Here is a 22155-nt window from a genome sequence, read left to right on the forward strand (position 1 = left end):
AAGGAGTGCTAAATGATGGAACGGATCATTTTATCCGATTTACATATGAGACGAGAATCCCTTTCCTACATCGACGCTCTTTATGCTATTTTGATGCATAGAGGTTCAGTGAACTGCTCAAAGCCTGTTTTGTCGGGCATGACGGCGATGGCTTTCCGCTTTACGGTAAACCGCCGATTAACCGTTGACTCCGCCACAGCCTACAATTGGATGGCTGAGCATTTTGTAGCTGCTGATCTTCTGGGGCTAACGACAACACAACATGCAGGTTTTCATTTTCAACCTACTTTTCCGCTGTATCAAAAGGCTGCTGTACAAGAAATCAAACAATCGATTGCCTGGGGAACGGGAGCACTGATTTGGAAGGATTCATTTGTTGTCGTTACGGGTTATGATGATGAACAACAAACATTTTTGTATTGTGATGGTACGAGAAATGAGTTTCAAACGATGGGCTATGACGACTTCGGGTGCAACCAGTCTCCATATTGGTACTATCAATTGTATGATGATCAAATTACCATGGACATCTATGAGATCTATAAGGAGTCGCTGATGCAGGCGGTAAGCAAGTGGGAGACACATGACATTATGCTGCCACCAAGTGAGTATGCCTGCGGCAGGCAGGCGTATGCTGCTATTGCAGAAGCTCTTGAAAGCGGAGATTATGATCAGGAAGGCGCTTCGGATACCTTTCGTTGTTATGGAGTTGCCAAGCAGGATACCGCCCAGTATATGTCCTCGCTGAAAAATATCTGGCCTTTGTGCAGTAAGGCAGCTGAGCTGTACGGCAGGGTAGCTGAACTATTTGATGATATTGTTCAACAGATCACCCGAGCTGGTTCTGGCCTTTCGGAGAATCGAACGAGAGCCAAACAGCTTATTCCTTTATTTATGGAGGCTCAGCAGCGGGAAGAGGAGGCAGTACAAGAATTGAGTCTATTTTTAAGTGAGAACATACATAACCGGTTTGAGGATATTGGATTGAGATAAGTAATTTATTGGAATATAATAATAAACAGTTCTGATTAGTATAAAGGCCGTTTCTGGATGAGAACGGTCTATTTTGTTTCTATAAGGGGGCACAGGATGAAAAATTCTAATGTAACGATCAAGATGGGTGATGTTACTTTTGATTTAAGGGAAGTCCATAACTTCGAGTGGATTCAGGATGAGGGACGTGTCTTTCAGGTGTTTTCCCAGCAGGATTCCGGAAATATCAGCTTTGGTGTGGAATCAGCGGATGGAACGCGAAAGTTTATAAAATATGCAGGGGCACGAACGTTGGAGTTTAATGGAGAACCGGGCGATGCTGTAAACCGTTTAAAGAAAGGAATTCACCTGTATGAGGAGCTGAGTCATCTTTCCCTGATTAAGCTGCTGAACCATTATCCTGTCGGATCGGGATATGCTGCCGTATTTGAATGGTTTGCAGGAGAAAATCTGCATCCGCATGAAACATATCCACCTCCGGCAAAATACACCCATCCAGATTCCCCCTACTTCCGTTTTAGACAGCTGCCGGTCGAGTTAAGGCTGCAATCTTTGAATGATATTTTTGATTTTCATGTCTTTGTGGAACAGAATAACGTTGTTGCCGTCGATTTTTATGATGGTAGTATTTTATATGATTTCATCCACCACAAGGTCCGCGTATGCGACATAGACATGTATCAGCGGAAACCATTTTATAATTCGATGGGAAGACTCTGGGGCTCGTCCAGGTTTATGTCACCTGAAGAGTTTGAACGCGGTGCGGTAATTGATAGCGTGACCAATGTGTTTAATATGGGCGCGATTGCCTTTGGATTACTCGGCGGTGAGCTGGACCGTTCGGTGGACAGATGGGATGCCGGGGAGGCCTTACATAAAATTGCGGTTAAAGCTGTCAGCCCGAACAGAGACGAGCGATATAAGAGTGTTGCCGAGTTTGTTTCATTTTGGAGAGAGGCATGTCATATGAGTGAGGGAAACATATGCTGAACATACGCTTCTATGAGGAGAAAGATCTTGAAGATCTGGCGGCCTTAATGGCCGATCTGGGATACCCGACAGACCGTGAGCAGATGGGCAGGCGGATGAAGAGGATTATGGAAGAGTCTTCTTATTTTACTTTCGTAGCTGTTAAAGATAACCGGGTGGTCGGGATGATCGGCTGCCGGGAAGCGGTTGGATACGAATTTGATGATTGTTCCGTACAGATTAATGCGCTGGTTACCAAGCAGGAGGTTCAAGGACAGGGGATCGGTCGGGCGTTGTTACAAAATGTGGAACAGTGGGCAAAGGAGAGAGGAGCGAAAGGGCTCTTCTTAACGAGCGGAAACAAACCTGAACGAAAGTATGCTCATGAATTCTATCAGCAGTTAGGGTTTATAATTACAGTATTTCCTGAACGGGAAAGCCCACTTCTTTAGGTGTGGGATGAAAGTGAGGTCGGATACGGAGTGCCACTAGCCGAAAGGTTTGTGGTGCTTCAAGTATCCGAAAAGTCTATGCCCTTTCTCTGTTGCAGTATATCTGTTCAATTGATACTATATAGACATGAACGAATACAGAAGAACCAACACAACCGTATCTCTACTGAATTATCATTTTGTTTTCTGCCCACGATACAGAAGAAAGATTTTTCTCAAAGCAGAGGTAGAGCAACGCTTCAAAGAATTAGTACATGAAGTGTGTGCGGAACTAAAAATTGAGATTGTCGCCCTTGAGTGCGATAAAGACCACACTCACATGTTCCTTAGTGCACTACCAACATTAAGTCCTGCCGATATTATGGCGAAAGTGAAAGGACGCACCTCTAGAAAGCTACGTAAAGAGTTTCCACACCTCTTGCATTTGCCGAGTTTATGGACACGTTCATATTTTGTTTCTACTGCTGGAAATGTATCAAACGAGATGATTAAGCGTTATGTTGAAGAACAAAAGACAAGGGGGTGACGTATATGGCACAGACCATAACAGTTAAGGTAAAGCTACTTCCCACAACAGAACAAATCCAACGATTGAAACAAAGTAGTAACGAGTACATACAAGTCATAAATATGCTCGTAGCTGAGATGGTTGAAGAAAAGAAAAGCACGAAAAAGACGACGAAAAACGTTCCTGCTAATCTACCCAGTGCGGTAAAAAATCAAGCGATTAAAGATGCGAAAAGTGTATTTTCCACCAAAGTAAAGAAAAGTAAATACACAATCGTTCCGATTCTAAAGAAACCAGTTTGTGTATGGAACAACCAAAACTATTCTTTTGATTTCACGCACATTTCTATTCCACTTATGGTAGAAGGTAAATCCAATCGTGTTAAAATTCGTGCATTGTTTATCGACAAAGATAATCGGAATTTTGATTTATTAAAGCATAAACTTGGTACGCTCCGTATCACACAAAACTCAGGTAAGTGGGTAGCGCAAATATCTGTCACGATTCCGACAACTGAAAAAACGGGTACAAGAGTTTTAGGCGTTGATTTAGGACTGAAAGTCCCTGCGGTAGCTATCACAGAAGATGATAAAGTTCGTTTTTTTGGTAACGGACGAGAAAACAAATATAGGAAACGGAAGTTTCGTAATGTTCGTAAAATGCTTGGGAAACAAAAGAAAGTGAATGCTATTCGCAATTTAGACGATAAAGAACAACGATGGATGAAAGACAAAGACCACAAGATCAGTCGCGAAATCGTAAATTTTGCAGTTGAGAATAAGATTTCTGTCATTCGCTTAGAGCAACTAACGAAGATAAGGCAGACGACAAGAACAAGTCGTAAAAACGAAAAGAATCAACATACATGGTCTTTCTATCGTCTATCGACCTTCATAGAATACAAAGCAAACTTGGTGGGAATCAAAGTAGAGTACGTTAATCCTGCAAATACGAGTCAATCATGTCCAAAATGTCCGGAAAGAAACAAGGCACAAGATAGAAGATACAAGTGCCCATGTGGATTCGAGAATCATCGTGATATCGTTGGGGCGATGAATATTCGCTACGCAACTGTGGTTGGCGGTAACAGTCAATCAGCCTAAGATGCTATACGCACTGTCTTAGGAGGGGCGATGACACGCCCTAAACTTAAGAGTTGTCCAAAACAGAAATGGATTGAGGACGTTAACTACTCAAGAATCCCAACTGCGTCAGCAGACTTGCCCCTTTAGGGGTGGGAGTGTCAAAGGCTCTAGGTTTGTGAAAAAAATTAGCGTCACAGTTGAACTGCTGGATTATAGGGATCTGCAAGTGTTAGACTTAGGCTGCGGTGTGGGGAGAACCAGCATTCCGATTGAGAAATTTTAAAGATGAACTGGATTCATAGAAAACTAAAGAACAGAAGAAACAGATTTTTAAGTAAAAGGTTGTGAGTTCAGTGGAAAAATATACGCATCTCGGTGTTTATGGGGTTCTGATTAAGGATGGTCGTATACTGTTGATACGTAAAGCGAGAGGACCTTATTTAGGCAAGTGGGATTTGCCTGGCGGCTCGATTGAGTTCGGAGAAGAACCTGAACAGACATTGAAGCGTGAATTTCACGAAGAAACTGGACTGACAGCAATTCGTGGAATCATGAAAACCGCTGTTTCCTGCACGATCATTTATCAGCGGACCGAAGATGAGCTGGAGGAGATGCATCATATCGGTATTATATATCAGGTGGAGTTAGAGGATGACAAAGCCCCGATCAAACGAGAAGGTGATCAGCAGGACTCACTCGGTGCGGAGTGGATACCATTGGAAAAACTGAAGTTTATCCCGATTACTCCATTTGTTGAAATGATGATGGAGCAGTTGTTCACTGAGGGAGATCATGAACAATGAATCTCGCAATCAGCAAGCTCAACCCGATTCAAACAAGCTCAGTGGTTTAAATATTGTTATGAAATATTTCCGGGGAAATGGGTGACTTGGATTCGTTGCTGAAGGATATCTCTCAAAAATAAAGAAAAAGCAAGCCGCTCGAGGATTCTATTCATCCTTAGGTGGCTTGCTTGTTTTGTTGTCCCTGTTGATTTCGGATTGTCCAACGAGTAGCTTTTGGGACACCCTCATAACATTAAACTCTTTTAAAATTTGAAGACATTGATCGTCTTTTGGAGCTGGAATACAGCATCATTCATAGCTTCCGCTTCTTCCGCCATTTTCTTGATGGATACGATTCCTTCGTTCATGGAGGCGGATACCTGCTCGGTGCCGGCAGCTGACTCCTGAGTAATGGCTGATATGTTCTGTATCGCAGCAGATATACTTTGAGCGCTTTCCAGCATCGATTCGCTTTCTTTGGAAAAGGCGGAGATCTGCTCAGCTATGTACTGCACACTTGTAACGATATCCAAAAAGACTTGTTCCGCTTCATGAATCATTTCAGTCTGTTGACGAACCACTTCTTCATTAATTTTAATGTTCTGTTCGGCAAGATTAATGTCATGCTCAATGCTGCGTACAAGATTAAACACTTCACGTGTGGAAGAAGTCGATTCTTCCGCGAGCTTGCGAACCTCATGAGCGACAACTGCAAACCCGGCGCCATGCTCCCCAGCCCGTGCAGCTTCAATCGAGGCGTTTAACGACAGCAGGTTAGTCTGCTCAGCGAGTTCCGAGATTGTTTCGGTGATTTTGGTGATCCCTTTAGCATTTTTGGAGAGGGCATCAATTGATTCCGATACTTTTTCGGTGGCTTCAATATTTTTCTGCATTCCGGCAGATTGTTTCGAAACAGATACGCGTCCTTTTTCCACTAAGCTGAGTGTTTCTGTGGAACGCTGGTTCATCTCTTTTGTGGAATCTGTATAATTGCTGACCATCTGTTCAATCTCACGGATTGACTCACTCATCTCGGACACATCTTCCGATATTTCATTCGCTCCTACAGCCAGCTCGTTAGAAGAAAGGGACACTTGGTTCATAACTTCGATCAGGTTATGGTTCTTGTCTGATATATCACGACTGGATTTCATGACTTTACGAGTGATATCCGAAGTTTCCTGCAAAATTTTTCGAAGTCTCTCAACCATACTGTTAAAAGTTCGGCTCAGATCTGACATGCCTCCGATTTCTTCCACTTTAAAAGTGAAATCGCCTTTGGCAATTTTGGATGAAACATTTGAAATATCAGCGAAAGATCCTGTAAGCGTTTTCTGTATTATCTGTGAGAGCGGGTATGTAAGAAGGGAAAGTATTGCTACAAGCAGAATTCCTATTACGGTTTTGCCGAGAACGATTAGGGTTAGCAGCATTGGAACTGCAAATAGAACAGCTATCGCATAACAAGCAGCTGTTATTTTACTGGAGATCGGTAGCTTGTTGAACCACGACATGAGAAAGAGTTCCTCCTTTAAGCATAGGATATATTTACCACGATTATAACATTGTTCGACATAAGTAGATATAACGAATTACATTGTATGGATTTTAAATAATGAAAAATAGTTCAAATAGTCTATCTAGTAAAGGACAGAGGGGAAAAAAGGTGGGCTTACCATGATTTCCCCCTCGGATATGAACATCAAATTATCACTTTACAGCTTTGAACAAGGCGGAAGCCAAAAAATCCGTATTGTCCAATATCATCCGGTCATGTTGAAATAATGTTTCCCATAGGGACAGATCAAACAGTGCGCCTTCATCCCGGCGTTCAAGCGTATCCAGGTGTCTGGTTTGTTCCTGTTTCATTTGATCTGTAAAGTGGTTGTATTCCAAAGCTTCCTCAAAGGAAAATCCACTCTCCATGAGATGACTGCGCCATTCTTCACGATTCATGAGACGAGGGATGCCAAAAAATTGTTCTAGTTCTTTCTGCTTTTCAGACGGCATCGGTTTGTCCATCAGCAATTCACGGTCGTACAGCGTGCCTCCCTTGGTTAATACCCGGCAGTACTCGGATAACGATTCGGTTGCATTGGTGAATACCGTGACTGACTCTGCAATCACGTAATTAAACTGCTCATCCTCAAATGGTAAAGAGCACACATCAGCCTGAAGGAAGTTAATATCCAGACCCATGGCTTCAGCACGCATTCGGGCTTTATTCAGCATGTTCTCATGCAGATCAACAGCGGTAACGCTATATCCTTGCTCGGTCAGGTGACATGCAGTTCTACCGGTCCCACAGCCTACTTCTAAAATACGGCTGCCTTGAGGAATTGGTTCTTTCCGAAACAACCTTAGGGTCGCTTCAAATCCTCCCGGATGAGCGCTTCCCATTCCTAATTTGGATAGCATGTTGATATAGTTCATGCTCTTGAGTCCCCCAATTCTTCCTTTATTCGGTGTAAAGTGTATTCGTCTATTTACCATATGTTTAAGGTACCTTTGGGGTTTTAGCTGAATTTAATAATTTGAGCCCGTTTTTCTCGGCTGAGGAGATATTTATCAAACAATGGGGGAACGTATCGTGAAAACTGAGCCGTTTGAGGCAGCCAAACAACTGATATCTCGGGACTATCCGAATTGCTTGATAGCTGTATTAGGAGGAAGTGCAGGCAGAGGAGAGCACAACGAGCAATCTGATCTCGATATTGTGCTTATAGATGACAGTGTGGAAGACTTCAATCGAAAAACGATTGAATCATTCGGCTGGGTCGTGGAACTGTTCTTCCTGACAACGTCAGGATACCGGGAGCAGTTTGATGCGGGTGTAATGGCCGGAAATCCAACTCTGCAGCGGATACTTGCAGAAGGGAGAGTAATTCATTCCCGCCCGGAAGGGGAGAAGATTCGGGAAGAAGCCCAAAACGATCTGGATTATGGCCCGTTGCCCTATACTTCCTTTGATATAGATGTAGCGCGTTATGCTGTAACCGAATTTATGATGGATTTAAAAGGCTCAGACAAACGTGTAGAAATGTGGTTTATCGCTCAAAAACTGACCACGCTGCTTTGCGAGTTTATTCTTAGAGCAAATCAACATTGGACAGGTGAAGGAAAGACATTATACCGTTTGGTGTCGGCATTTAATTCCAGCATCGCAGCGGATTTGGAGGATGCGCTCGAAAGGCTGTATCTTTACGATGATCGGGAAGCGTTAATCGAATTGGTGCCAAGACTACTGGAGCCTTATGGAGGACCTCATTTAATCGGGTATGAAGAATAAACACAGGTAAGGGGCTCTTGCCGTTACTGAATCGCTCCCATCTCAATACACTAATATTGTGATTAGATCACACGAAACTTAAACTCAGGAGGGATCAACATGGGTGATGTTTGCGGTGGAGGATATTTCGGTAGTACAGTAGGCGTGGTTTTGGTTCTTTTCATTCTGCTGGTTATCATCCTTGCTGCATGGGTATAAGCAACTAAGCAGAACAAAAGAAACAAGGCTCGGCCTGCAATCAGGCCGAGCTCATCTTTGTTTTGTGTGATAGTATCATGTGCTAGATTTCTTTTGGTGAAGGGCTATTGGCCGATACTACAGCTGTCATAACCAGATGGCTTCGGTCAGTTTGAATTGCATGCATAAAGGCATCTTCGAGCGTGTCGAACACCCTTGATACTGTGCCGTCCAGTCGGCTGGCATAGTGGATGCCTTGTGTTAAAGTCCCTTTTGATTTTGCTCGCTCAACCTCTTGGTATATGATGTCCATATAATTTTCTGTGCCGAGTGGATAGAGCGAGAAATGACAGGCAGTTTCAATATTAGCGGAACCCGCAAGGCTTTCGTTCATACGTGTATCATCTTCAGACATATACACATCACCTTTGCTGTCGCCTGGACATCCAATGGAGAATGTTCCATTAAATACGGTATGTACGCCAGTGGCCGCTGAATGCGCGAATATCGCACGGGTTACGTCAAATACATGTTCAGCTCTGCCTCTAATGCAAGTACATAAATCATCGGTATACATCCATACTTTGTCCGTGTTTACGGACGCCAATGCTTCTGTAATGACCTGAACGAACCTGTCTGTCATCGGAAATACAGAGAAACGGCAGCCTACGATCCTGCTGGTCCCGCATGCTGGATTACTCATACATAATAACCTCCTAATAAGATATAAAAAGACTGCACCCTGTGAAGGAGTGCAGTTTTATGCTTATAGCAAAATAAACATAAAGCTCCACTTCCCCACGCTAGTATGACCTAGATCGGGTAGTAAGGGTTGACGAACAATTCGTCTCTCAGCACGAGGCACCCCTAGTTCAGCTTGAAAATGAGTCAGTAAGTTGAGTGAAGCGAACTTCAATGAATTGAAGATAAAATCGTTATAGCGATATTGTACTCGCCGTGACCAGGATATATCAATATGTATAAGATACTATAAATAATGAAAGAAAGCACCGACTATAATCGGTGCTTTCTTGACTAAGTTACTTATTTAAACAGCTTTACGCGATCTTCAAGAGGTTGGAATTCTTTCTCGCTAGGCTCGGCTGTAGGTTTGCCGAAAGGCATTTGAGCTATAAGCTTCCAGCTTTCAGGCAGGTTCCATTCGTTTCTTACTTTCTCATCAATCAGTGGGTTATAGTGCTGCAAGGAAGCACCAAGACCTTCTGCTTCAAGTGCTGTCCATACTACGAACTGAAGCATTCCTGAAGACTGCTGAGACCAGATTGGGAAGTTATCCGCATAAAGAGCAAAGTTTTCTTGCAGGTGTGAAATAACGCTACTGTCTTCAAAGAAGAGAACAGTGCCGTAACCACCACGGAAAGCAGCCATTTTTTGAGCGGTAGGTGCAAACTGCTCCTCACTTCCGCCTACAACTTCTTTAAGAATACCTTCTGTCATGTTCCACAGCTTATCGTGTTGTTCTCCTAAAAGTACAACCACACGGGCACTTTGGGAGTTAAAAGAAGACGGAGTATGTTTTACAGCTTCATTTACGATTTCCTGGATACGCTCATCCGAAATAACGGAATCTTTGCTGATTGCATAGTGGGAGCGGCGATTCTTAAGGGCAGTGCTGAAATCTGTTGACATAAAATAAAATCCTCCTAAAATTATCATTTTTGCATTTCCACCTGATATAAGCATTTCCTTGATATACCTGTGATTATGCATCTTGGTTTCTAAATACTCGGATCAATCATATAGAGTTCTCACAACGTTCATTAACTTACGTTTTGTAAGAAATGATTGATACGTAAGTATCTTAGTATAATACAGAATGTTTTGTCAAGATTTTATTAATCACTTTTTTTGAAGTTCAAACAAATAATTGAACCAAGCGATTTAAACAAGTGATCTTATCATGAAAAAAATTTAACATTATGAACAAATGATGAACAAATGTGCAAATAATTTAAAATATAATTGAGTTTGATTCTCAATTATACTTGTCGGGTTGAGAATGTGATGATATAATTCACTTTAGATCGCAAATGATAATCAATCTCATTGAGAGTGATGTCGACATCCAGCCGGATCATACCGGAACTGCATCCCGCATAGAAGGAAGAGCTATGAATAAAAGATACTTGATCGCAGCAGTAGTGGTGTTATCCATTATTTCCTTATTCATAGGAGTAAAGGACATTTCACCGCTTGACCTGTTCCGAATGACGGAACAACAACAGCATATTATGCTAGTCAGTCGTATACCGAGGCTTGTCAGTCTAATTCTGGCGGGAGTCAGTATGAGTATTTGCGGCTTGATCATGCAGCAGCTCAGCAGGAACAAATTCGTATCTCCAACAACGGCAGGGACTATGGATTCCGCAAGGCTGGGTATTCTGGTAGCGATGCTGGTGTTCTCAACCACGGGTCCTCTGATCAAAATGCTGGTTGCATTCCTGTTTGCATTTGCAGGTACGATGATCTTTATGAAGATCCTCGACAAGATCAAATTCAAGGATGCCGTATTTATCCCGTTGGTTGGATTGATGTTCGGGAATATTATTAGCTCGATCGCTACATTTTTCGCCTATAAATATGATCTTATTCAGAACATGTCTGCTTGGCTGCAGGGTGACTTCTCCATGATCATTAAGGGGCAGTACGAGCTGATGTACATAAGTGTTCCTCTGGTCATTCTGGCTTACTTGTTCGCTAATAAGTTTACAGTGGCGGGCATGGGAGAGGAGTTCGCAACAAATCTGGGACTTCGTTACCGGAGAGTTGTGAACATCGGTTTGATCATTGTGGCTCTGGTGACAGCTTCAGTAGTTCTGACTGTAGGTATGATACCTTTCCTGGGGTTGATTGTACCAAACATCGTGAGTCTTTACTTGGGGGATCATTTGAAAAAAAGCCTTTCGCATACCGCACTGCTCGGGGCCGCATTTGTTCTCTTCTGCGACATCATCGGCCGAATTATCATTTATCCCTATGAAATTCCGATCAGCTTAACCGTGGGTGTAATCGGAAGCGGTATATTCATTTACTTATTGATGAGGAGAAAGGCATATGACATATAAAGCCAAAACCGGTCTGCTGGCCGCGGTGGCACTCATCCTGATAGGCCTCTTCTTGTTCATTGATATTGGAGGTAACTGGGATTACGCGCTGCCGAGAAGAATCAAGAAGGTGTTGGCGATTGTTCTAACAGGCGGCTCAATTGCGCTGTCTACCACGGTGTTTCAAACGGTCACTAATAATCGAATATTGACGCCAAGCGTCATGGGACTGGACTCTTTATACGTCTTAATACAGACATTTGTTATATTCGCTTTCGGTTCTTTTAAGCTGTATGAGTTGGGTAACATAAACTTTCTGATCAATGTTGGCGGCATGATTCTTTTTTCGGGAGTCTTGTACAAAATTTTGTTCCGAAGGGAAGGAAATAATATATATTTTCTTCTATTAATCGGGATGATCTTCGGATCGTTATTCTCAAGCTTATCTTCCTTTATGGAAGTGTTGATCGATCCGAATGAATTCCAGTTTGTCTCAGACAAAATGTTTGCCAGTTTCAATAATGTAAAAACAGAGTTGTTAGTCATCGCTTTCATAGTAGTGGCGATTATCCTGATTTATTTCGCTAGGTATTTCAAGTATCTCAATGTACTGGCGCTAGGACGTGAACATGCGATCAACCTGGGTGTGAATTACGATTATGTTGTCAAAAGAATGCTTATTATCGTGGCAGTTCTGATTTCGGTGGCAACAGCCCTTGTCGGTCCAATCACATTCCTGGGACTCCTTGTTGTTAACGTGGCGTATGAATTTATGAAAACTTATCGTCATTCCTACTTAATTACAGGTTCCATCTTGATCAGCATTATAGCTCTGGTCGGAGGTCAGTTAATTGTTGAACGAGTGTTTACATTCTCAACAACGCTGAGTGTCATCATTAACTTTATCGGCGGCATCTATTTCATATATCTGCTATTAAAGGAGAGTAAATCATGATCCAGGTAACTAACGTATCTAAAGCTTACAGCGGCAAAAAAGTCGTGGATAATGTATCGGTTTCGATACCTAAAGGTAAGATTACGTCATTTATCGGACCGAACGGTGCCGGTAAAAGTAGCCTCTTGTCCATGATCAGCAGACTGGTTACGAAAGACAGTGGAGAGATCATGATTGAAGGTAAGGAAGTTAGCCAATGGAAGAGTGGAGACCTTGCCAAGAAGATCTCGATCTTGAAGCAGTCGAATCATATCAGTCTTCGGTTGACCGTTAGAGAACTGGTATCCTTCGGGCGTTTCCCTTACTCTCAGGGCAGATTAACGAATGAGGACAAGAAATATATCGATGAAGCCATTCGTTACATGGAGCTGGAAGACATGCAGGATAAATATCTGCATCAGCTGAGCGGCGGTCAAACTCAACGTGCTTATATCGCCATGGTAATCGCTCAGAATACAGATTATATTTTGCTTGATGAGCCGCTGAACAACTTGGATATGAAGCATTCCGTCCAAATCATGAAAATCCTCAGAAAATTGGTGACGGATTTGGATAAGACGATTGTGATTGTCATTCACGATATCAACTTTGCGTCCTGCTACTCGGATTATATCGTAGCTCTAAAAGACGGCAAAATTGAGAATGAGGGCAGAACAGATAAGATTATCCAGAGCAATGTGCTTAGAGGAATCTATGATATGGACATTGAGATTGAAGAGATTAACGATAACAAGATTTGTGTTTACTACGCATAAGCGTTAGTTGGGACAATGTTAAAAAGGAATAAGATATGCGAATGAGCTTATTCCTTCATAAATTAAAAGGGGTCTGCTTGGCAAAGCGGAGGGATCTCTTATGGCAATAAGATGTAAAATTTAACCTTATTTTCTAATATTTACATTAAATATAGAAACTAATAAAACAGGGGTGTTAAGAAATGAAGAAAATGTTGATGTTGTTCATGGTATCCTTACTTACACTGGCTCTTGCCGCATGTGGTTCTGATGAGAAGAGAACGGGTGCAAGCGGTAATAAGGAAGAGGCTACAGGCGATAAAATGACCATTAAGCATGAACTTGGAGAAACTCCAATTACGAAAAATCCTCAGAAAATTGTAGTATTTGATTTTGGTGTATTGGACTCACTGGATAAGCTGGGCGTAGAGGTTACAGGTGTTCCTCAAAAGAATGTTCCTCCTTATATGTCCAAGTATAGTGAAGGTAAATATGAAAACGTGGGTGGCTTAAAAGAACCGGATTTTGAAAAAATTAACAAAATTGCTCCAGATCTCATTATTATTTCCGGCAGACAGAGCGATGCATACAAAGAGCTTTCTGAAATTGCGCCAACGATTTACATGGGCGTGGACACAACTAGATATATGGATTCTTTCAAAGAAAATATGAATACTCTCGGCCAAATTTTCGGTAAAGAAAGCCAGGTTAAAGAAGAATTGGCAGCCATTGATAAAGACATTGAAGCACTGAACGATAAGGTTAAAGCATCTGGAAAGAACGCTCTAATTATTTTGGCGAACGAAGGAAAGATCAGTGCTTATGGTCCTGGATCCCGTTTTGGCATCCTGCATGACGTATTCGGATTTACAGCTGTTGACCCTGGTATTGAAATCAGTACACACGGTAAGGATATTTCCAGCGAATATATCGTAGAGAAAAATCCGGACTATCTGTTCGTTGTTGACCGTGGAGCTGTCGTAACTACAGGCGGTGAAGCTTCTGGTGCAAAAGATGTGGTAGAGAACGAACTTGTGAAGACAACAAAAGCATACAAAGAAGGCAATATTGTTTACCTGGATCCGAACTATTGGTACCTTTCCGGCGGTGGACTGACATCTGTAGCGGAAATGGTTAAAGAAGTAAACGCAGGTGTGAAATAACAACTGTTCATAAGATACACCGGTGTCTGTCCTCAGGCATCGGTGTTTTCGTTGTTTTGCTTGTTTGAAAGCCGATTACGATTAGAGGATAATGAAGACTCAGGACAGAAGAGGAGGTTTATAGCATGTATCCTAACGGAATGTACATTGGCGGGCAGTGGGTGACCGCTTCCGGACAAATTGATGTAGTGAATCCGGCTACTGGTGAAATTATAGGAACGGTGTCTAAGGGCGGACGGGCAGAAGCTGAATTGGCGGTAGATGCAGCTTTCGATGCGTTCCCGGTCTGGTCGGGGTTAACAGCCGATGAGCGAGGAAAGCTGCTGCGAAGCTGGTATGAACAGATCGCAGAGCATACGGATGAACTGGCGAAGATTATGACCCTTGAACAGGGCAAACCACTGAAAGAAGCTGCAGGAGAAATTAATTATGCCAACAGCTTTATTGGCTGGTATGCAGAAGAAGGGAAACGAATCTACGGCGAGACCATTCCGTCTTCCTCTCCCAATAAACGAATCATTGTAACAAAGCAGCCTGTTGGTGTCGTCGCTGCAATTACACCATGGAATTTTCCAGCTTCTATGATAACCCGAAAGGCAGCACCTGCACTGGCCGCCGGTTGTACGATCGTCATTAAACCTTCAGAGGAGACGCCATATACTGCGCTCAAGCTGGTGGAGCTGGCAGAAAAAGCGGGAATACCTGCTGGTGTCATAAATGTTGTAATAGGTGAGGCGAGCGAGATTGCTGAGGCATGGCAGCAGGATAGTCGGGTCAGAAAGCTGTCGTTCACAGGTTCAACCGCTGTAGGAAAAAAACTGATGGCTGGGGCAGCAGGTAATGTTAAGAAGCTGTCACTGGAACTGGGCGGACATGCTCCGTTTATCGTCACAGCGAGAGCAGATCTGGACAAAGCTGCAGAAGGGGTCATCTTGTCCAAATTCCGGAATGCCGGACAAACATGTGTGTGTACCAACCGTGTTTATGTGGAGGAGTCTGTTGCGTCCGTGTTTGCTGAGAAGGTGGCTGAACGAACCAAGACACTTCAGGTTGGAAACGGGATGGATGAAGGGATAGATATTGGGCCACTTATCAACGCAAAAGCAGCAGAGAAAGTTAGAAGTCAGATCAAAGATGCGACAGAAAAAGGCGGAGTTATTTTGACCGGAAATGATTCTTCTGCTAGAAGTCACGGCCAGTACGTTCATCCTACGGTCATTATGAACGCGACAGATGACATGTTGTGTATGAATGAAGAGACATTCGGTCCAGTTGCTCCCATTGCTGTATTTTCTACCGTTGAGGAAGTAGTGAGACGGGCGAACAACAGCCCATATGGCCTTGCAGCTTATGTGTTTACCGAACATCTGGGAGAAGCTGTACGGATCGCTGAATCGCTGGAATATGGCATTGTCGGCATAAATGATCCTCTCCCATCCACGGCACAGGCACCATTCGGTGGTTTCAAAGAAAGTGGGCTTGGCCGAGAAGGTGGACACTATGGAATTGAGGAGTTTCTTGAAACCAAGTACATTTCACTTGGTTTATAGCTGATTGAATTAAAGAACAAACACAGAAGCCGTTCAGGGCAGGCCCAACACGGCTTCTTTGTAATATTTATACACTAAGCAGGACAGGCCTGCTTTAATCATTTCCTTATTACTCCTGAGGGGGATTTGGGCTGCCGATAATAATATCAAGTTGCCGGGAGGTGTCATATGCCATCTGGAAAGGATCTGCAGCATAAGGACTGAGCTCTGCAGTCAATGTATCGTTATAACTAATTTCATGCAGTGCCCTGCGAACTTCACGCCAGTTCACATTTCCTGAAAGTAAAGGTACAAACCCGGCGCCATTGCCGATATTCGTGTTGAAATCTTTAACATGAACCTTCTTGATGCGGTGTCCGAGAATCCGGATCCACTGTTCGGGATAGCCATACTGCAGGATATTGCCCACATCGAAATAGACAGCAGCCATTGGAGAATCCAGCTCGTCAATGTAACGATTCATTTCCAGTGGAGAGAGCAGGAACTTATTCCACACGTTCTCGATACCTATGTACACACCATGCTGTTCAGCGATAGGAAGCAGTTTCCTGATTTCGTCCTGACTCTGGTTGTAGCATTCATCATAAGGATTGTCAGCGTTTACAACACCGGGGACGACTAAAATCGTGTCCAGACCGAGCAGAGAAGCCAGTTCTATTTGCTTCGTTACAATAGCAGCACCTTCAGCCCTGACTGCCGGATCTGTTGCTGATAAAGGTGCACGCCACAGCAAGCTGGTAGACAAGCTCCGAAGTTTAATTCCATGCTTCGTGGCAAGTGCAAGAATTGCTTCTGCTTCATCTGGTGTGCTTTCCATCGTCAGCCCAATTCCACCGAATGGATTAAGGTTAAGCTCCACCGCATCGTATCCGGCTAATTTGGCATGATGAAACAGTTCATCCAAGGAAGTCCCCTCGGGAAATCCCCACTGATTGATACCTTTCAGCATGATCATACCCCTCCTTGTATCCGATTATGATAAGCACATTTCGTTCAGAGGATTGATAAGCAGCGAGCGCAATTTCCAAGGCCTCAACTTCTGGTTGGTAGCAGAGACAATGTCTGTACAATATATACATGCAGTTACCCATTAATTCCGTTCATCGCGATTCTTTCAATGAAATAGTTATAGCAATGCTGCTCACACACTGACGATAACGATGGTGAAAAGTGCAAACTGTTCGTCAAGAAGCAAAAATAATAGAATAAAGAGAGTTTCTTGTTATTTCGATTGAGAGGAGTGGAGCACATGAGCTTTTGCGGACAGAAAATACTTCCCGCTGCAAAACAGATGAAGCAGCTGGATAAAATTTTGGAGAGCACATACCAATACGGTGTCCTGTTGGATACGCACGTCGCCCGTCTGGGCCATATGTATCGGCTAATTCGCGAAGCAAGGAAACGCATGTTTCTTCATGCTGACCTGATCCAGGGACTGAAAAGTGACGAATATGCTGCAGAATATTTGTGCCAAGAAATTCGTCCGGACGGGCTGATTTCCACACGATCTAGCGTTATATTGAAGGCAAAGCAGAAAGGTATTGTTGCGATTCAGAGAGTGTTTTTGCTGGATACGCTAGCCCTGGAGAAGAACTACGCCTTGCTTGAGAAGACCCAGTCCGACTATATTGAAGTGTTGCCTGGAGCAATGCCGCATATGATTGAAGAGGTACACCAGCGTACCGGAATCCCGATTTTTGCTGGAGGTTTGATCCGGACTCCAACGCAGGTGGAGGAAGCCATTTCGGCAGGAGCTACGGCTGTTACAACATCGAGCAAAGAGTTGTTTGAGCATTATTACCCTGGCCGCTAGTTCCTACTTTGTCATCTTGAAAGATGGGTTTGAGAAATTGCAATGACTTATTTGACATCGCTTACATGAAACCTTAATCTTTTATGTGACGATTTGCAAAGGGGGAGACCATGATGGAACGATACATATTGGCGCTGGACCAAGGCACAACCAGTTCCCGCGCGATTTTGTTTGATCAGGAAGGAAGTATGGTGTATTCAGCTCAGAAAGAGTTTCCTCAGTATTTTCCCAAACCCGGTTGGGTTGAGCAAAATGCAAATGAAATATGGGGCTCCATCCTGGCTGTTATTGCAACCTGTTTATCTGAAGCCGGAGTGAAGACCGAGCAGATTGCCGGCATTGGCATTACCAACCAGCGGGAGACCACCGTTATATGGGATCGTAAATCGGGAGTTCCGGTTTATCATGCAATTGTATGGCAGTCGCGCCAGACGGCGGATATTTGTGAGCAGCTGATTGCGGACGGGTATGATCAAAAAGTTCGTGACAAAACCGGGCTGCTGGTTGACCCGTATTTTTCCGGAACAAAAATCAAATGGATTCTAGATCATGTTGATGGGGTACGGGAACGGGCCGAGCGGGGAGAGCTTCTGTTCGGTACGATAGATACTTGGCTTATCTGGAAGATGTCCGGCGGAGCGGCGCATGTTACAGATTACTCCAATGCATCACGCACGATGCTGTTTAACATTCATGACTTGAAGTGGGATGATGAGCTACTGGAGATGCTGGATATTCCTAAAATCATGCTTCCGGAAGTCAGACCATCCTCCGAGGTATACGCCACAACGGCTACCTATCATTTCTTCGGCCGGGAAGTGCCGATTGCCGGTGCGGCAGGTGACCAGCAGGCTGCATTGTTCGGCCAGACCTGTTTTAAAGAAGGAATGGTAAAGACAACGTACGGCACAGGCAGTTTTATGCTGATGAACACCGGCGATAAACCGGTGAAATCCGAGCATGGACTGATTACGACAATTGCCTGGGGGCTAGACGGAAAAGTTCAATATGCGCTCGAAGGCAGCGTTTTTGTAGCCGGATCTGCGATACAGTGGCTTAGAGACGGACTGCGTATGTTCCGGGAAGCTAAGGATAGCGAGCCTTATGCTAGACGGGTTGAATCTGCAGAAGGCGTGTATGTGGTTCCTGCCTTTGTCGGACTAGGAAGCCCTTATTGGAATAGTGAAGTCCGCGGGGCAGTGTTCGGATTGACAAGAGGGACGACTAAAGAGCATTTCATCCGGGCAACGCTGGAATCACTTGCATATCAAACAAGGGATGTTCTGTCCGTCATGGAAGAGGATTCGGGATACAAGATTGAAGCGCTGCGTGTAGATGGCGGTGCGGTAGCCAATACGTTTATTATGGAATTTCAAAGTGATATATTAAACGTGCCTGTGGAACGCCCTGTCATTAGTGAAACGACAGCTCTGGGAGCCGCGTATCTAGCAGGGTTGGCTGTAGGTTACTGGAAGGACCAAGACGAGATCTGCAATAAGTGGAGTGTAGAGCAGAGATTTAACCCTGGCATGAGTGAAGAGACGCGGGAGCAGCTTTACAAAGGTTGGAAAAAGGCTATTTTTGCAGCTATGGCTTTTCATTAAAATTTTATGTGTTATAATAATCCATAAGTTAATACACGTCTGGAGACTAGGAGAGACCACATGTCGCGGACGCCGTTTATTCTGGCGTTTCCGCGTACTTCGTGGTCTCTTTTTTTTGCAGTCTTTTGCGGAAATAAATGAGGTTTGTTCGGGGAGGACATACAAAAATGAAGCAGTCGAAGTCTTTTTCAAGTATGGATCGGAAACAGAAATTTGAGGATATGGCAGGCAGCACCTATGATTTGATTGTCATTGGCGGCGGTATAACCGGGGCTGGGATCGCTTTGGATGCGGTGACTCGCGGCATAAGTATTCTATTGCTGGAGATGCAAGATTTTGCAGCAGGAACGAGCAGTCGCTCGACCAAGCTTGTTCATGGAGGGCTACGCTACCTGAAACAGTTTGAGGTGGGTATGGTAGCAGAAGTCGGCAAGGAGCGGGCTGTGGTTTATGAGAATGGGCCGCATGTCACGACTCCGGAGTGGATGCTTCTGCCTATTCACCAAGGAGGGACATTCGGTAAATTCAGCACGTCTATCGGACTGAAGGTTTATGATTTCTTGGCTGGCGTTAAGCGGGGCGAGCGACGTACTATGCTGTCCCCATCTGAAACCTTAAACAGAGAGCCGCTCCTGAAACAGGATGGGTTAAAAGGTGGCGGTTATTATGTCGAATACCGGACTGACGACGCCCGTCTCACGCTTGAAGTGCTCAAAGAAGCAGCAGCACACGGTGCTGAGTTGATCAATTATGCGAAAGCAGAGTCCTTGAATTATGACGCAAGCGGACGGATTACGGGAATCACCGTGAAAGATATGCTGAGCGGCAAGGTTCACAAGGTGTCTGGCCATAAAATAGTGAACGCCACCGGACCGTGGGTGGATCGGGTACGTGAAATGGATGGATCTAAAAAGGGGAAAACGCTCCAACTGACCAAAGGGGTACATCTTGTTATCGATCAGTCAAAGTTTCCTTTAAGGCAGGCTGTGTATTTCGATACGCCTGATGGACGTATGGTTTTTGCCATTCCGCGGGACGGAAAAACCTATGTAGGAACAACCGATACGGTTTACAAAAATGATCCCGGACATCCATTCATGACCGTCCAAGACCGGGACTATATTCTAAAAGCGGTAAACTATATGTTTCCAAGTGTGAAGTTAATTGGATCAGACGTTGAGTCTGCATGGGCAGGAGTTAGACCTCTTATTCTGGAAGAAGGCAAGGACCCGTCCGAAATATCGCGTAAGGATGAAATATGGGAATCACCATCTGGATTGATCACCATTGCTGGAGGGAAGCTGACAGGCTACCGGAAAATGGCTGATACCGTTGTTAATCTGGTTGCTAAGCGAATTCAAGAAGGGGGCGGTCAGGCGTTTGGCCCTTGCAAAACGAAAAATCTCCCGATCTCCGGCGGTAATGTGGGGGGGGCTGCTAATTTCCCTGCTTTTATTCGCGAAAAGACACAGTTGGGCGTAAGTCAAGGATTGGATTCCAAGCTTGCCGAAAGTTGGGTAAGGACGTATGGTACCAATGCCGAGAAGCTGTTCCAGCTGGCGCATGAGATCGGTAATAACAGAGAGGAAAATGATCTTCCCTTGTCGGTAATTGTTCCGCTTGTATATGCGATTCAGCATGAAATGGCTGTCAAACCTGTAGATTTCTTCATCCGCCGAACTGGTTCACTGCTGTTTAAAATCGAATGGACATTGAAGTGGAAGGAACCGGTGATTCAGTACATGGCTTCGGTAATGGGTTGGACCCCAGAGCAGAAAGAAACGTTTGCAGGGGACCTGGAAAGAGAACTCGCAGAAGTTACAAGACCGGCACGGACGGAGTAACGTTCATATACATGAAACTCACCCTCGGTCATTTCTGACCAGGGTGACCGATTCATGTGACATATAGAATCTTGACCGGAAGGTAGGGTATGGTAATCTATATATGTCACATTGAGAGGAGAGATCAACCGATGAACCACAAGGCGTTCGAAGGACCATATCAGGGAGAGAAAGCCGTATGGCTGCAGTTCGGTCCATATGAGGCCGTTATTTTGCCGGAAATTGGAGGAAACCTGATTGCTTTTCGCGATAAGGAAAGCGGTTACCGATTCCTACGGGAGCCTGCTGAGTCAGAGATGGGACAATTCAAGGATAATCCAGGAGTACATGGTATACCTGTGCTGTTCCCGCCGAACCGTTATGAGGACGGTAAGTTTCCGTGGAACGGACAAACATATCAATTCCCGGTAAATGAAGAGGCTACGGGTAATCACCTGCACGGTTTTTTACATACCATTCCTTGGACTGTGGAGGAGTTTGGAACGACCCCATCAGAAAGTTATGTTGCTGTGAGTGTGAAGATCGATGAAGAGCATCCGGTGTTTACGATGCTGCCACATAAGTTTACCTTTCGGCTCCGCTACTCCTTGAGTGCTGCCGGATTATCACAGCAGGTATTCATCCTCAATAATGGAGATAACGTGATGCCTTGCCTTTTGGCCTTCCATACGACAGTGAACGCACCATTTGCGGAAGGAAGTACTTCCGATGACTGTAAGGTGAAATTTACGATTGGCCAGCGCTGGGAATTGAATGAACGCATGCTGCCGACAGGCAAGTATCAAGCTTTGACGGTAGAAGAGGAGCAGATGCGTGGAGAAGGGGTTAGTCCTTATTTCGAAGAGATGGACAATCACTACACAGCGGTTCCGCAAAACGGCCGAAACCGTATGGAGCTGACGGATTCCAAGATCGGAAAGACCTTGGTTTACGATGTCGGCACTTCATATAAGCAGTGGATGATTTGGAACAACAAAGCTTGTAAACAGTATTTCTGTCCGGAGCCTCAGGTTAATTTAGTCAATGCACCGCATGTGGATCTCCCAAGTGATGAAATTGGTCTGTTCAGTCTCGCACCAGGTGAAATATGGGAAGAGACATCCCGGTTTTATGTAAAGTAGAATCACGCTCAATTATAAAAGCGTATGAAATCTTCGCGTCTTAAGCGG

The 22155-nt window shown here is 44.3% G+C and carries 22 protein-coding genes and 1 riboswitch; of the genes, 17 read left to right on the forward strand and 5 right to left on the reverse strand.

The window, feature by feature from the left end; genetic code table 11:
• The first annotated feature begins 12 nt into the window (after positions 1–12).
• The 6 genes from B9N86_RS09215 to B9N86_RS09240 all read left to right on the forward strand — a co-directional run bounded on the left by B9N86_RS09215 (position 13) and on the right by B9N86_RS09240 (position 4810).
• Positions 13–993, forward strand: coding sequence for a hypothetical protein (locus B9N86_RS09215; protein ID WP_208918756.1), 981 nt, complete (start codon positions 13–15; stop codon positions 991–993).
• 96 nt (positions 994–1089) lie between these two features.
• A complete protein-coding gene (locus B9N86_RS09220) occupies positions 1090–1983 on the forward strand; it encodes a serine/threonine protein kinase (protein WP_208918757.1) in 894 nt (297 codons plus the stop codon).
• Positions 1977–2414 (forward strand): GNAT family N-acetyltransferase, encoded by a 438-nt coding sequence (locus B9N86_RS09225; protein WP_208918758.1) that lies wholly within the window; start codon positions 1977–1979, stop codon positions 2412–2414. The genes B9N86_RS09220 and B9N86_RS09225 overlap by 7 nt, the downstream gene beginning before the upstream one ends.
• A gap of 127 nt (positions 2415–2541) precedes the next feature.
• Complete coding sequence (gene tnpA / locus B9N86_RS09230; protein WP_208918759.1) at positions 2542–2940, forward strand: IS200/IS605 family transposase; 399 nt, start codon at positions 2542–2544, stop codon at positions 2938–2940.
• Between the two features lie 5 nt (positions 2941–2945).
• On the forward strand, positions 2946–4025 hold the full coding sequence (locus tag B9N86_RS09235) for an RNA-guided endonuclease TnpB family protein (protein ID WP_208918760.1): 1080 nt from the start codon (positions 2946–2948) through the stop codon (positions 4023–4025).
• A 326-nt stretch (positions 4026–4351) separates the two neighbouring features.
• Positions 4352–4810 carry an NUDIX hydrolase gene (locus B9N86_RS09240; protein WP_244563020.1) on the forward strand — a complete coding sequence of 153 codons (459 nt, stop codon included), beginning with the start codon at positions 4352–4354 and terminating at the stop codon, positions 4808–4810.
• Positions 4811–5055: 245 nt separating this feature from the next.
• Here the strand turns inward: B9N86_RS09240 and B9N86_RS09245 are convergent, their stop codons facing one another.
• Both B9N86_RS09245 and B9N86_RS09250 read right to left on the reverse strand, forming a co-directional pair.
• Positions 5056–6306 (reverse strand): methyl-accepting chemotaxis protein, encoded by a 1251-nt coding sequence (locus tag B9N86_RS09245; RefSeq protein WP_208918761.1) that lies wholly within the window; start codon positions 6304–6306, stop codon positions 5056–5058.
• Between the two features lie 196 nt (positions 6307–6502).
• Positions 6503–7225, reverse strand: a complete 723-nt coding sequence (locus B9N86_RS09250; protein ID WP_208918762.1) for a class I SAM-dependent methyltransferase — start codon at positions 7223–7225, stop codon at positions 6503–6505.
• A 157-nt stretch (positions 7226–7382) separates the two neighbouring features.
• Between B9N86_RS09250 and B9N86_RS09255 the strand changes: the two genes are divergently transcribed.
• A complete protein-coding gene (locus B9N86_RS09255) occupies positions 7383–8081 on the forward strand; it encodes a nucleotidyltransferase domain-containing protein (RefSeq protein WP_208918763.1) in 699 nt (232 codons plus the stop codon).
• A 99-nt stretch (positions 8082–8180) separates the two neighbouring features.
• On the forward strand, positions 8181–8279 hold the full coding sequence (locus B9N86_RS09260; protein ID WP_208918764.1) for a YjcZ family sporulation protein: 99 nt from the start codon (positions 8181–8183) through the stop codon (positions 8277–8279).
• A gap of 82 nt (positions 8280–8361) precedes the next feature.
• On the opposite strand, the gene B9N86_RS09265 is transcribed toward B9N86_RS09260, so the two are convergent.
• Both B9N86_RS09265 and B9N86_RS09270 read right to left on the reverse strand, forming a co-directional pair.
• Positions 8362–8961, reverse strand: a complete 600-nt coding sequence (locus B9N86_RS09265) for a YkoF family thiamine/hydroxymethylpyrimidine-binding protein (RefSeq protein ID WP_208918765.1) — start codon at positions 8959–8961, stop codon at positions 8362–8364.
• A gap of 75 nt (positions 8962–9036) precedes the next feature.
• Positions 9037–9137, reverse strand: a riboswitch (TPP riboswitch).
• 165 nt (positions 9138–9302) lie between these two features.
• The gene (locus B9N86_RS09270; RefSeq protein ID WP_208918766.1) at positions 9303–9908 is read right to left on the reverse strand and encodes a nitroreductase family protein; all 606 of its coding nucleotides are present in this window, start codon (positions 9906–9908) and stop codon (positions 9303–9305) included.
• A gap of 482 nt (positions 9909–10390) precedes the next feature.
• Here B9N86_RS09270 and B9N86_RS09275 point away from each other — a divergent pair, with 482 nt between their 5' ends.
• From B9N86_RS09275 to B9N86_RS09295, 5 genes are all read left to right on the forward strand, one after another.
• Positions 10391–11344, forward strand: coding sequence for an ABC transporter permease (locus tag B9N86_RS09275; RefSeq protein ID WP_208920181.1), 954 nt, complete (start codon positions 10391–10393; stop codon positions 11342–11344).
• On the forward strand, positions 11334–12278 hold the full coding sequence (locus B9N86_RS09280) for an iron chelate uptake ABC transporter family permease subunit (RefSeq protein ID WP_208918767.1): 945 nt from the start codon (positions 11334–11336) through the stop codon (positions 12276–12278). The genes B9N86_RS09275 and B9N86_RS09280 overlap by 11 nt, the downstream gene beginning before the upstream one ends.
• Positions 12275–13033 (forward strand): iron ABC transporter ATP-binding protein, encoded by a 759-nt coding sequence (locus B9N86_RS09285; RefSeq protein WP_208918768.1) that lies wholly within the window; start codon positions 12275–12277, stop codon positions 13031–13033. Before B9N86_RS09280 ends, B9N86_RS09285 begins: the two co-directional genes overlap by 4 nt.
• A gap of 182 nt (positions 13034–13215) precedes the next feature.
• Positions 13216–14175: a siderophore ABC transporter substrate-binding protein gene (locus tag B9N86_RS09290; RefSeq protein ID WP_208918769.1), complete on the forward strand. Its 960-nt coding sequence runs from the start codon at positions 13216–13218 to the stop codon at positions 14173–14175.
• Between the two features lie 125 nt (positions 14176–14300).
• Positions 14301–15725 carry an NAD-dependent succinate-semialdehyde dehydrogenase gene (locus tag B9N86_RS09295; RefSeq protein WP_208918770.1) on the forward strand — a complete coding sequence of 475 codons (1425 nt, stop codon included), beginning with the start codon at positions 14301–14303 and terminating at the stop codon, positions 15723–15725.
• Positions 15726–15834: 109 nt separating this feature from the next.
• On the opposite strand, the gene B9N86_RS09300 is transcribed toward B9N86_RS09295, so the two are convergent.
• Positions 15835–16674: a sugar phosphate isomerase/epimerase family protein gene (locus B9N86_RS09300; protein ID WP_208918771.1), complete on the reverse strand. Its 840-nt coding sequence runs from the start codon at positions 16672–16674 to the stop codon at positions 15835–15837.
• 300 nt (positions 16675–16974) lie between these two features.
• Here B9N86_RS09300 and B9N86_RS09305 point away from each other — a divergent pair, with 300 nt between their 5' ends.
• From B9N86_RS09305 to B9N86_RS09320, 4 genes are all read left to right on the forward strand, one after another.
• Positions 16975–17538 (forward strand): glycerol-3-phosphate responsive antiterminator, encoded by a 564-nt coding sequence (locus B9N86_RS09305; protein ID WP_208918772.1) that lies wholly within the window; start codon positions 16975–16977, stop codon positions 17536–17538.
• 113 nt (positions 17539–17651) lie between these two features.
• The gene (glpK, locus tag B9N86_RS09310) at positions 17652–19142 is read left to right on the forward strand and encodes a glycerol kinase GlpK (protein ID WP_208920182.1); all 1491 of its coding nucleotides are present in this window, start codon (positions 17652–17654) and stop codon (positions 19140–19142) included.
• A 167-nt stretch (positions 19143–19309) separates the two neighbouring features.
• On the forward strand, positions 19310–20986 hold the full coding sequence (locus B9N86_RS09315; protein ID WP_208918773.1) for a glycerol-3-phosphate dehydrogenase/oxidase: 1677 nt from the start codon (positions 19310–19312) through the stop codon (positions 20984–20986).
• A 131-nt stretch (positions 20987–21117) separates the two neighbouring features.
• Entirely contained in the window at positions 21118–22107 is a 990-nt protein-coding gene (locus B9N86_RS09320) for an aldose 1-epimerase (protein WP_208918774.1), read from the forward strand.
• Positions 22108–22155: the final 48 nt, after the last annotated feature.

This window comes from Paenibacillus uliginis N3/975 (assembly GCF_900177425.1).
Classification (GTDB): domain Bacteria; phylum Bacillota; class Bacilli; order Paenibacillales; family Paenibacillaceae; genus Paenibacillus_AQ; species Paenibacillus_AQ uliginis.

Coding starts and splice junctions, on each gene's coding strand:
- B9N86_RS09215 (WP_208918756.1), top strand. CDS start 13: ATGATGGAACGGATCATTTTATCCGATTTACATATGAGACGAGAATCC.
- B9N86_RS09220 (WP_208918757.1), top strand. CDS start 1,090: ATGAAAAATTCTAATGTAACGATCAAGATGGGTGATGTTACTTTTGAT.
- B9N86_RS09225 (WP_208918758.1), top strand. CDS start 1,977: ATGCTGAACATACGCTTCTATGAGGAGAAAGATCTTGAAGATCTGGCG.
- tnpA (WP_208918759.1), top strand. CDS start 2,542: ATGAACGAATACAGAAGAACCAACACAACCGTATCTCTACTGAATTAT.
- B9N86_RS09235 (WP_208918760.1), top strand. CDS start 2,946: ATGGCACAGACCATAACAGTTAAGGTAAAGCTACTTCCCACAACAGAA.
- B9N86_RS09245 (WP_208918761.1), bottom strand. CDS start 6,306: ATGTCGTGGTTCAACAAGCTACCGATCTCCAGTAAAATAACAGCTGCT.
- B9N86_RS09250 (WP_208918762.1), bottom strand. CDS start 7,225: ATGAACTATATCAACATGCTATCCAAATTAGGAATGGGAAGCGCTCAT.
- B9N86_RS09260 (WP_208918764.1), top strand. CDS start 8,181: ATGGGTGATGTTTGCGGTGGAGGATATTTCGGTAGTACAGTAGGCGTG.
- B9N86_RS09265 (WP_208918765.1), bottom strand. CDS start 8,961: ATGAGTAATCCAGCATGCGGGACCAGCAGGATCGTAGGCTGCCGTTTC.
- B9N86_RS09270 (WP_208918766.1), bottom strand. CDS start 9,908: ATGTCAACAGATTTCAGCACTGCCCTTAAGAATCGCCGCTCCCACTAT.
- B9N86_RS09275 (WP_208920181.1), top strand. CDS start 10,391: ATGAATAAAAGATACTTGATCGCAGCAGTAGTGGTGTTATCCATTATT.
- B9N86_RS09280 (WP_208918767.1), top strand. CDS start 11,334: ATGACATATAAAGCCAAAACCGGTCTGCTGGCCGCGGTGGCACTCATC.
- B9N86_RS09285 (WP_208918768.1), top strand. CDS start 12,275: ATGATCCAGGTAACTAACGTATCTAAAGCTTACAGCGGCAAAAAAGTC.
- B9N86_RS09290 (WP_208918769.1), top strand. CDS start 13,216: ATGAAGAAAATGTTGATGTTGTTCATGGTATCCTTACTTACACTGGCT.
- B9N86_RS09295 (WP_208918770.1), top strand. CDS start 14,301: ATGTATCCTAACGGAATGTACATTGGCGGGCAGTGGGTGACCGCTTCC.
- B9N86_RS09300 (WP_208918771.1), bottom strand. CDS start 16,674: ATGCTGAAAGGTATCAATCAGTGGGGATTTCCCGAGGGGACTTCCTTG.
- B9N86_RS09305 (WP_208918772.1), top strand. CDS start 16,975: ATGAGCTTTTGCGGACAGAAAATACTTCCCGCTGCAAAACAGATGAAG.
- glpK (WP_208920182.1), top strand. CDS start 17,652: ATGGAACGATACATATTGGCGCTGGACCAAGGCACAACCAGTTCCCGC.
- B9N86_RS09315 (WP_208918773.1), top strand. CDS start 19,310: ATGAAGCAGTCGAAGTCTTTTTCAAGTATGGATCGGAAACAGAAATTT.
- B9N86_RS09320 (WP_208918774.1), top strand. CDS start 21,118: ATGAACCACAAGGCGTTCGAAGGACCATATCAGGGAGAGAAAGCCGTA.